The 9,229-nt window shown below is 60.0% G+C and carries 10 protein-coding genes and 1 pseudogene; 5 read left to right on the top strand and 6 right to left on the bottom strand.

The window, feature by feature from the left end; all coding sequences use genetic code 11:
- Positions 1-15 precede the first annotated feature (15 nt).
- Genes cysT through O3S81_RS08860 form a run of 3 tightly spaced genes read left to right on the top strand, consistent with a single transcriptional unit; the run spans position 16 to position 2,790 of the window.
- Positions 16-873, top strand: coding sequence for a sulfate ABC transporter permease subunit CysT (cysT, locus tag O3S81_RS08850; RefSeq protein ID WP_269342365.1), 858 nt, complete (start codon positions 16-18; stop codon positions 871-873).
- Positions 866-1,738: a sulfate ABC transporter permease subunit CysW gene (cysW, locus tag O3S81_RS08855; protein ID WP_269342367.1), complete on the top strand. Its 873-nt coding sequence runs from the start codon at positions 866-868 to the stop codon at positions 1,736-1,738. Before cysT ends, cysW begins: the two co-directional genes overlap by 8 nt.
- Positions 1,739-1,749: 11 nt before the next feature.
- On the top strand, positions 1,750-2,790 hold the full coding sequence (locus O3S81_RS08860) for a sulfate/molybdate ABC transporter ATP-binding protein (protein WP_269342369.1): 1,041 nt from the start codon (positions 1,750-1,752) through the stop codon (positions 2,788-2,790).
- Positions 2,791-3,299: 509 nt separating this feature from the next.
- Here the strand turns inward: O3S81_RS08860 and O3S81_RS08865 are convergent.
- From O3S81_RS08865 to O3S81_RS08890, 6 genes and pseudogenes are all read right to left on the bottom strand, one after another.
- Entirely contained in the window at positions 3,300-3,665 is a 366-nt protein-coding gene (locus O3S81_RS08865) for an HVO_A0114 family putative DNA-binding protein (protein ID WP_269342371.1), read from the bottom strand.
- Positions 3,662-3,942 (bottom strand): annotated as a pseudogene (locus O3S81_RS08870) (toxin-antitoxin system TumE family protein). Before O3S81_RS08870 ends, O3S81_RS08865 begins: the two are co-directional and overlap by 4 nt.
- A gap of 62 nt (positions 3,943-4,004) precedes the next feature.
- A complete protein-coding gene (locus tag O3S81_RS08875; RefSeq protein ID WP_269342373.1) occupies positions 4,005-5,015 on the bottom strand; it encodes an NAD(P)H-quinone oxidoreductase in 1,011 nt (336 codons plus the stop codon).
- 88 nt (positions 5,016-5,103) lie between these two features.
- A complete protein-coding gene (locus O3S81_RS08880; RefSeq protein ID WP_269342374.1) occupies positions 5,104-6,906 on the bottom strand; it encodes a GGDEF domain-containing protein in 1,803 nt (600 codons plus the stop codon).
- Between the two features lie 168 nt (positions 6,907-7,074).
- Positions 7,075-7,311, bottom strand: a complete 237-nt coding sequence (locus O3S81_RS08885; RefSeq protein ID WP_269342376.1) for a ribbon-helix-helix domain-containing protein — start codon at positions 7,309-7,311, stop codon at positions 7,075-7,077.
- Between the two features lie 242 nt (positions 7,312-7,553).
- Positions 7,554-8,102 carry an HdeD family acid-resistance protein gene (locus O3S81_RS08890; protein ID WP_269342379.1) on the bottom strand — a complete coding sequence of 183 codons (549 nt, stop codon included), beginning with the start codon at positions 8,100-8,102 and terminating at the stop codon, positions 7,554-7,556.
- Positions 8,103-8,323: 221 nt separating this feature from the next.
- On the opposite strand from O3S81_RS08890, the gene betI reads away from it, so the two are divergent.
- Both betI and O3S81_RS08900 read left to right on the top strand, forming a co-directional pair.
- The gene (betI, locus tag O3S81_RS08895) at positions 8,324-8,944 is read left to right on the top strand and encodes a transcriptional regulator BetI (RefSeq protein ID WP_269342381.1); all 621 of its coding nucleotides are present in this window, start codon (positions 8,324-8,326) and stop codon (positions 8,942-8,944) included.
- Positions 8,945-8,955: 11 nt separating this feature from the next.
- Positions 8,956-9,229 (top strand): aldehyde dehydrogenase family protein (locus O3S81_RS08900; protein ID WP_269342382.1); only part of this gene is annotated, 274 nt, incomplete at its 3' end.

Genomic DNA, 9,229 nt, shown 5'->3' on the forward strand with positions numbered 1-9,229 from the left:
TTATCCGGAGCCTTGATGAGCAATAATACATCCGGAAACAGGTGGAAATGGCGGCAGTCGAGCGTCATACCCGGCTTCGGCCTGACGTTTGGTTACACAGTGACCTATCTGTTTCTCATCATTCTTATTCCGCTCGGCGGCCTTGTCTGGTCCACGGCGAAACTGGGTTTTGCAGATTTCATTGCGATTGCCACCGATAGCCGCACGCTGAACGCGCTGCGGGTCAGTTTCGGAACGGCCTTCCTTGCCGCGCTGGTCAATGCGGTTTTCGGCGTCATCGTTGCCTGGGTGCTGACGCGCTACCGGTTTCCCGGTCGCCGCTTTGTTGATGCCATCGTTGACCTGCCCTTCGCCCTGCCGACGGCGGTGGCCGGTATCGCGCTCACCACGCTTTATGCCAATCGCGGCTGGGTCGGTTCGCTGTTCGAACCCCTGGGTATCAAGATCGCCTTTACCCCGACCGGCATCGTCATCGCGCTGATCTTCATCGGCCTGCCTTTCGTGGTCCGCACCGTGCAGCCGGTCATGGAAGAGATCGACCGGCAGGTGGAGGAGGTGGCGGCGACGCTTGGCGCCAACCGGTTCCAGACCATCACCCGCGTTCTGCTGCCGAGCCTCACACCCGCGATCCTCACGGGTTTTGCGCTCGCCTTCGCCCGCGGTGTCGGGGAATATGGCTCGGTCATCTTCATCGCCGGCAATATTCCTTACGTCTCGGAAATCGCGCCGCTCCTCATCGTCATCCGGCTGGAGGAATTCAATTATGCGGCGGCGACCGGCATTGCCACCATCATGCTGATCATCTCGTTTGCCATGCTGTTCCTCATCAATCTCATTCAGGCCTGGAGCCGCAAGAGGTACGGTTATGTCTGAGACCGCTTCCCGCACCACGCCCCGGCCGTTCCGCGATCCCGCCAGCGAGAGCTTTCCCGCCCGGCTGGCGCTGATCGCCATCGCCTTCCTGTTCCTTGCGGCCTTTCTGGTCCTGCCGTTGATCTCCGTCTTCTTCGAGGCTTTCCGCAAGGGTGCGGAAAGCTTCTGGGAGGCGATCGTCGAGCCGGATGCGCTCTCCGCCATCCGCCTGACACTGCTCGTCGCCGCCATTTCGGTGCCGCTCAACCTCATCTTCGGGGTTGCCGCCGCTTGGGCGATCGCGAAATTCGAGTTCAAGGGCAAGGCCTTCCTGATCACGCTGATCGACCTGCCGTTCTCGATCTCGCCGGTCATTTCGGGTCTCGTTTATGTCATCCTGTTTTCCGCTCACAGCGTGCTCGGGCCATGGCTGAAGAGCTACGGCATCGAAATCCTCTTCGCGGTGCCCGGCATCGTGCTGGCCACCATCTTCGTCACCTTTCCCTTCGTCGCGCGTGAACTGATCCCGCTGATGCAGGAACAGGGCAATGGCGATGAGGAGGCGGCGATCTCGCTCGGCGCAACCGGCTGGCAGACTTTCTGGTATGTCACGCTGCCCAATATCAAATGGGGCCTGCTTTACGGGGTGCTGCTCTGCAACGCCCGCGCCATGGGCGAGTTCGGTGCCGTCTCGGTTGTCTCCGGCCATATTCGCGGCGAGACCAACACCATGCCGCTGCATGTCGAGATACTCTATAATGAGTACAATATCGGCGCCTCCTTCGCCGTGGCGACGCTGCTTGCCGGTCTCGCGCTCGTGACGCTCGTTCTCAAAACCATTCTCGAAATACGCTTTGGCGCGGGCAACGCAGCCGGCAAGCATTGAAAGGCATCTTTATGGAAGTGAAAGTTTCCGGCATCACCAAGCAGTTCGATCGCTTTCCGGCGCTGAACGACGTGTCGCTCGACATTCGTTCCGGCGAGCTGATCGCGCTGCTCGGTCCTTCCGGTTCCGGCAAGACGACGCTGCTGCGTCTGATCGCCGGCCTCGAACAGCCAACGCAGGGCCAGATTTTCTTCGGCGACGAGGATGCCTCGCACCGCACGGTGCAGGAGCGCAATGTCGGTTTCGTGTTCCAGCATTACGCTTTGTTCCGTCATATGACGGTGGCCGACAATATCGCCTTCGGGCTGAAGGTGCGCCCTTCCGCCAAACGTCCGCCGAAGGCGGAAATCCGCAAGCGGGTGTCCGAGCTTCTCGACATGGTGCATCTCTCGGGCCTTGAGAAGCGCTATCCCTCGCAGCTTTCCGGCGGCCAGCGCCAGCGCGTGGCGCTCGCCCGCGCCGTCGCCATCGAACCGAAGGTGCTGCTGCTCGATGAGCCCTTCGGCGCGCTCGATGCCAAGGTGCGCAAGGAGTTGCGCCGCTGGCTGCGCGAATTCCACGACCGCACCGGCCACACCACCGTCTTTGTCACCCACGATCAGGAAGAGGCGCTGGAACTGGCGGACCGCGTCGTCGTCATGAGCCAGGGCAAGATCGAGCAGGTGGGCACGGCGGATGACGTTTATGACACCCCCAATTCTCCCTTCGTCTTCTCCTTCATCGGTGAATCCTCCAGCCTGCCGGTAACGATCCGCGACGGCCATGTGCTGTTTCAGGGCGAAAGCATCGGCATCGATGAAAGCGGCGCGGGCGAGGGCGAACTTTTCTTCCGCCCGGAAGATGTGGTGCTGACGGAGGCGAAGGACGCGCTTTACGGCAAGGTCACCACCTGTCGCCGCCTCGCGGGCACCCGCATTGCCGAAATCGACATCGCCAATAACGGCCATGACCCCTATCACCTCGAAATCGAAGTGCCGCTCAACGCCGCTGTAGCAGTGGGCGCGGAGCTGCGGTTCCGCCCGACGCGGTGGAAGGTGTTCGGGAAGAAGTAGGCAGAGGCGGCGCGATTGGCGGCCTTGGTTCTGCAGTCGCCCTCAGCTCTCCGTCATATCGGCCTCGAGCCGGCATCCAGTCAGCCCAGGTCCCTGGGCTGAAAAGACCTTCTTCGCCGCGCAGACGCGCGTCGGCTGGATGCCGGGTCAAGCCCGGCATGACGGGAGAAGGTTTCCGGGCAATGCAAAACACCGAACCTGCCGCAGGAGCATCCCGGCGCGTGATCGTCAAAGACAGATAACCCCGAAAACGGAAAAGGGCCGCCGAAGCGACCCTTCCATGAGTTTGGTTCTGTATACAAACCCGGGACTGTTTCTCAACGTTCCGAAGGTAAAGCTGTTTACGCCGAGGGCTGCCCCGTCGAAAACACACCCTTTCCATTGCCTGCACCAGAGACCGAAATCTCATTAGACATTGGATCACCTCCTTCCGATACGTTGAACATAACTAGAAGGTAGTACGATTCGCCATTAATGCAAGAGGGTTACTTTTAACAGGCGTCCGGCATCTATGCCGCATCTGCGGCATTCACGTCGAATTCGAAGTGAATGCTGTCATAGGGAAATTCGATACCAGCCTCGTTCCGGTCGATAACGCCCGCATGGAGGAGCGTCGTCACATCGCGGTGAACGGCCTGCACATCCCGCCCGATCCGGCGGGCAACTTCGCGGATCGAAAGCGGCCCCTGTCCGGCAAGAGCCTTGACGATGGCAAGGCGCAATGGCGCGAGAATGCGGTGCAGGTCCTCATAACTTGAAAATTCGATGGATGGTTTCGCCTCGACCGGTTTTCCGGACATTGCCAGATTACCTGCGGCAACAAAGCGGCTCTTGATATCCTTGATCGTGCTTAGACGTACCGTGAGCGTCGTCATGACAAAACCCTTTCCATATCCGCCTGAAATGCATCGAAGAGCGCTTCGAGCGTGGTGAATGCGTGGCATCTTCACGCCCGTCCATATGGCAATGATCGCCTTTGCCGCCTTCATTGTCATAAGGCAGAACGCATTCCCCTTTTATCACCAGCGCCAGCCGATATTTGAAGAAATGGGCGCTACCGGGAACGGGCTCGAGAAGATGCCACAGGACAACCTCGAAAAAGGCCGTCTCGTCGATCACTTTGCGCGTCTTTTCGAGCAGAACGGCCTTCATGTTGTTATGCGTGACAACGCTCTGACCTGTTGCCAACGAAAACAACGATCTCGTTCAATGTGTCACGACACCCGCATCACGATCTTGCCGATATGATTGCTACTTTCCATCAGCCGGTGCGCTTCCGCAACCTCGTCCAGCGTGAAGACCCGGTTGATGACCGGTGCGACCTGACCGTTTTCGATGAGCGGCCATACCTGTTCGACGAGCTCATCGCGGATGGCGCGTTTCTCGTCTGCCGTGCGGGGACGCATGGTGGAGCCGGTGACGGTGAGGCGTTTGACCATGATCGGGGTGAGATTGACCTTCTCAGCCGTGGCACCGCCCAGAAAGGCGATGATGGAGAGGCAACCGTCCCTGGCGAGCGCCGCAAGGTTCTTTTCGAAATAGGCCGCGCCGATCATGTCGAGAACGACATCGACGCCCTTGCCGCCGGTTTCGGATTTAACGACTTCGGCGAAATCCTCCTCGCGGTAATTGATGGCGCGCTTGGCGCCGAGCTTTACGCAGGCCTCGCATTTTTCCGCCGAGCCCGCCGTGGCATAGACCTCCGCGCCAAAGGCTTTTGCGAGCTGGATGGCCGTCGTGCCGATGCCGCTGGTGCCACCGTGGATGAGCACGGTTTCGCCTTCGGTGAGGCCCGCCATCTGGAAGAGATTGGCCCAGACGGTGAAGAATGTTTCCGGTAGTGCTGCGGCCTTGACGGCGTCATAACCTTTGGGGAAGGGCAGGGCCTGTCCGGCGGGGACGGTGCAATATTGCGCATAACCGCCACCATTGGCGAGCGCGCAGACCCTGTCGCCCGGCCTGAATTCGGTAACGCCTTCTCCCAGCGCCACCACTTCGCCGGCGATTTCCAGCCCGAGGATCGGGCTTGCACCCTTCGGCGGCGGATAGGTGCCCTGTCTCTGCGCGACATCGGGACGATTGACCCCCGCCGCCTCGACCTTCACCAGGATCTCGCCTTTGGCGGGTTTCGGCAAAGGCGCCTCGGAAAGCCGCATCACCTCCGGCCCGCCATGGGAGGGAAGGTCGATGAAGCGCATTGCTTCGGGCAGGGTCGTGTCGGACATGGGCAGGGGCAACTCCTCGCTTGTCGGCGTCACCTGAAGATGTAGGTCAGATGTGCGCTTGAGGGAAGGAGGCCGTTTGTCGCGAGTGTCAATTTGCCTCGCCGAACACCCGCACGACGAGACCGCTTTCATTTTCCTTCGCGGCGGCCTTGACGCCGGCGATCTCGCTGCCGATACGCTCGGGATTGGCGATGATCAGCCCCTTCGGCAAGGTGAGGACGCCGATGGAGCAGCGCAGCAGCGCAAAATCCCGCTCGTTGCCATGGCGATCCTGGCCCTTCATGCATCCGGCGGCGCGGTCTTCGTCCGAATAGAGTTCGGCGACATCGTCGTGAAAATCGCTGAGCAGCCGCTCGAGAATTTCCATCAGTTCCTCCACCGTCCAGTCCCGCACGCCGATGAAGAAATCATCGCCGCCAATATGGCCGAGGAAACAATCGCCCGCGAAAAAGTAACGGCGCATCAGCGCCGAGAACAGGGTGATGGCGTGGTCGCCGGCGTTGAAGCCGTATTTGTCGTTGAAGGGTTTGAAATTATCAAAGTCGCAATAGCAGAAGAAGCGCGTCTCGTCGCCGTCGCTGCAACGGTCGGCAATAAAGCCGCCAATCGCGCGGTTGCCGGGCAGTGCCGTCAGCGGATTCTGGTCCTGCGCCATCTTCAGCTGTTTTTCGTTGATGACCTTGATGAGCGAAGCGGCCGAGACGATGCCGGCATAACGCATGTTCTCGGTGAGGATGATGCAGGCGCTGCCGCCCATGCTGGCGAACATGTTCATCAGCTGGTCGGCATCGGCATCGAGGCCGACGATCGGCGCCGGGTCGACGAAATGCGATATGGTGCGCTCATAGATCTTGTTCTTGAGCAGGTCGCGGCCGAAGGGGCGGTAGATATATTCTTTCAGGTGATATTCGTTGATGACGCCGCGCGGTTCGCCATTGGCGTTGAGAACCGGAAAAAACGCCTGCTGCGGATTTCTGCGGAACAGTTCGAAGACACTGTCGACGCTGTCATGCTCGAAGACGGTGGGGAGGCGCTCTATCTCCCGGCGGATCAGGATTTCGTCCAGCGTCTGGCTGCCGCGCCGCGCAACGCCGATGCGGTTGAGATGCGGGAAGCTTTCCGGAAGCTCGCTGGTGAAGATCGTCGGCTTGGCGATCAGCCAGCCCTGCACCAGATCAACGCCGAATTCGCGGCAGGTCAGAAACTCCGCTTCCGTTTCGATGCCTTCGGCAATGACCCGCACGCCGAGAACATGGGCGATGTTGACGATGTTACGGACAAGATGCTGCTTGCGCGGCAGATGGTCGACGCCGGTGATGAAATGCCGGTCGATCTTCAGGTAATCCAGCGGAAAATCGCAGAGCAGCTTCATCTCGCCGTGACCAACGCCGAAATCGTCGATCGCCAGCTTGAAGCCTTCCTTGCGCATGCGGGCAATCAGCGCCGTGAATTCCGGCACGCTGGTATTGTCGAACCGTTCGGAAAGCTCGAAGCAGATGGAGGAGGCGGGAATACCGGCACGCGCCAGATGACCGACCAGCTTGTCGAGGATGGCATCACCATGCGGGATCAATCGTACATCGAGATTGAGGAACAGGGTGGCGGAGGAGAAATCGGGCAGGGTGGAGAATTTCGCCAGCGCGCGGCTCGCCAGCATCTGCTCGAAGGCCTTTAATTCGCCATCCACGGCAGCCTGGTCGAGAAGGGCCAGCGGATTGGAAAATCCAAGCCGGTCATGGCCGCGCATCAACGATTCATAGCCGAAAATCGTGCCTGTCGTCGCCTCGACAATCGGCTGGAACGCCGTCTCGAGCACCAGCTTCGCCATGGGAAACATATGTCCGGAGGCAAAACGTCTGACGACATCGTTCTCCAGCGTGACGGCCTGCATTTCTGTTCTCCGCTATTGCCGGTCCCCAGCTTGGCTAACGTAAGGGGAGCCTGTCTCTTTTGAGGCGAACAATCGCAGATTACAGGTCAACAAAAGCTTTCACGACTGTGAAGCTTTCATGAACGTTTTGTTACAACCCACGAACCCATGGGGTTGTTGCGCCGGGCCTCATGCCCGGCGGATATGTCCGGTGTGCGCGGCGTAAAGTTCCGCCACATTCATGCGTTCCCGGTCCGCTTCCACAGGTTCCGTGGACTTTACGCCGACGCCGTGCTCGGCGGAGGCCGCCCATAGTCTCAGCGCTGCCCTGACGACCTCGCTGCCGGACGCGTAAGCGCCGCAATTCACGGCCTCGCGCATTCTTGCTGCCTGTTCCGGGGAAATCGATACTGTCACCATTGGCATGATATCACTCCCTTCTTTTGATGGCCGCCACGCGAAACCCGATAGATGCCCGCTTATGCGGGCGGGGCGAGGGCGGTCTTTCTGGGCGGTCGTTTTTTAAGTTTTCGTCTGGACGCCGCCTCCAGCGAAATTGGTATCACTGCTTATCTTACCACGAAACGCGTTCCATACCCAATTTGCAGTATATTGGGGTTTAGTTTTTCCCCGTTCGGCGTGGTTCCGATACGGCGTTGCACATGCCTTTATGAACGCATTGCCAGCGCCAGCGTCACCATCGCGAAGCCCTGCATGATGAGGTCTATCGCGAGAAACAGGCCAAGCACCCAGAGGCTGTTGACCGGCCAGCCGGCGGCAATCACCAGACCCGCAAGCGTCGTCACCGCGCCGGCCGTGGCGACCCAGCCCCAGCCCGTCGCCGGTTTCAGCCTGAAGCCGACAACGAGGCGGAAAATGCCGGCGACAATCAGCGAGATCGCCATCAGCAGGGTCAGCACGGCGGCCGTCAGATCGGGGTTCTGGAAGGCGATGACGCCGGCGATGGCATAAAGCAGGCCGCTCAGCGTCCAGAACAGCGCGCTTTCCCATCCCTTCACCTGAAAGGCATGAAAAAGCTGCAGCACGCCGCCAGTCAGCATCATGACGCCGATATAAAAGACGGAGGCAACGGTGGCGATGAAGAGATTGCCGAGCGCGATGACGCCAAAGGCCAGAAGAACGAGGCCGAGGGCCAGCAACCAGCCCCACTTTGCTTTCAGCGGTGAAAATCCGGATGCATTGAGACTCTGCGTCATGTCGCTGTCTCCATGAATGGGTCGGGTAAAGCTATCACGATTGCACCGTAGCGCAATGTGCATGCCGAATATTTGATCCAGATCATGAGCCCAAGGGGGCGATAAACCGCCTCTATCCTTCACCCCGTTTCACGCCAGCCGATCCGCGACATGAAATGGCGTATTTTTTATTGATTGATCGATCAATCAAGAATATTTTGCCTGCCGTCAAGGAGACACTTATGCCCAAGATCGGAATGGAGCCTTTGCGCCGCAAGGCGCTTGTGGATGCGGCTTTGCGCACCATAGGCCACCATGGTTCGCTGAATGTGACAATGTCGGATATTGCCCGGGAAGCGGGCGTGTCGGCGGCGCTGGCGCATCATTATTTCGGCAGCAAGCAGCAGCTGCTTCTGGAAACCATCCGTAGCCTGCTGCGGGACTTGCGGCGTGATGCGGTTGCGGCGCTGACCCGCGCTTCCGGCCCGCGCGAAAGACTGAGCGCCATCGTGCATGTCTCTTTCCAGAGCGACCAGTTCACGCCCGAGACGGTGGCGGCATGGCTTGCCTTTTACGTCGAGGCGCAGCGCTCGGAAGAAACCCGGCGCCTGCTCGTGCTTTATTCCCGCCGCCTGCGCTCCAATCTCATGGCCAGCCTCAACCGGCTTTGCCCGCCCGATGATGCCGCGCGCATCGCCGAAGGTGCGGCGGCGCTGATAGACGGGCTTTACATTCGCCACAGCCTGCGTTCCGCCCCGCTCGGCCTCGCTTCCGCGCCGGTGCTCGTCGAGGATTATTTCGACATGCAGCTCAAATCTTTTCCCGATGGACAGCGCCCGAAGCCGTCCGTCCGCGTTCTTTAAGGAGACTTCGCATGACCATCGCGGCAACTGGCGACAGGGGGCTCAAGGCCCAGCCGAAAGCCTCGCATTTCATCGACGGCGATTATGTCGAGGATAATACCGGCATGCCGTTCGAAAGCATCTTCCCGGCCACCGGCGAGGTGATTGCAAGGCTGCATGCGGCAACGCCCGCCATTGTCGAGCGCGCCATCGCCTCGGCCAAACGCGCCCAGAAGGAATGGGCGGCGATGAGCCCCATGGCGCGCGGCCGCATCCTCAAGCGCGCCGCCGATATCATGCGCGAGT

This window comes from Agrobacterium sp. SOY23 (assembly GCF_027212525.1).
In the GTDB taxonomy this organism is placed as follows: Bacteria; Pseudomonadota; Alphaproteobacteria; order Rhizobiales; family Rhizobiaceae; genus Agrobacterium; species Agrobacterium tumefaciens_I.

What these genes read in the sequence shown, in the direction of transcription:
- O3S81_RS08885 (WP_269342376.1), bottom strand. Translation starts at nt 7,311, where the DNA reads ATGCCAATGGTGACAGTATCGATTTCCCCGGAACAGGCAGCAAGAATG.
- O3S81_RS08865 (WP_269342371.1), bottom strand. Translation starts at nt 3,665, where the DNA reads ATGACGACGCTCACGGTACGTCTAAGCACGATCAAGGATATCAAGAGC.
- cysT (WP_269342365.1), top strand. Translation starts at nt 16, where the DNA reads ATGAGCAATAATACATCCGGAAACAGGTGGAAATGGCGGCAGTCGAGC.
- O3S81_RS08880 (WP_269342374.1), bottom strand. Translation starts at nt 6,906, where the DNA reads ATGCAGGCCGTCACGCTGGAGAACGATGTCGTCAGACGTTTTGCCTCC.
- betI (WP_269342381.1), top strand. Translation starts at nt 8,324, where the DNA reads ATGCCCAAGATCGGAATGGAGCCTTTGCGCCGCAAGGCGCTTGTGGAT.
- cysW (WP_269342367.1), top strand. Translation starts at nt 866, where the DNA reads ATGTCTGAGACCGCTTCCCGCACCACGCCCCGGCCGTTCCGCGATCCC.
- O3S81_RS08860 (WP_269342369.1), top strand. Translation starts at nt 1,750, where the DNA reads ATGGAAGTGAAAGTTTCCGGCATCACCAAGCAGTTCGATCGCTTTCCG.
- O3S81_RS08875 (WP_269342373.1), bottom strand. Translation starts at nt 5,015, where the DNA reads ATGTCCGACACGACCCTGCCCGAAGCAATGCGCTTCATCGACCTTCCC.
- O3S81_RS08890 (WP_269342379.1), bottom strand. Translation starts at nt 8,102, where the DNA reads ATGACGCAGAGTCTCAATGCATCCGGATTTTCACCGCTGAAAGCAAAG.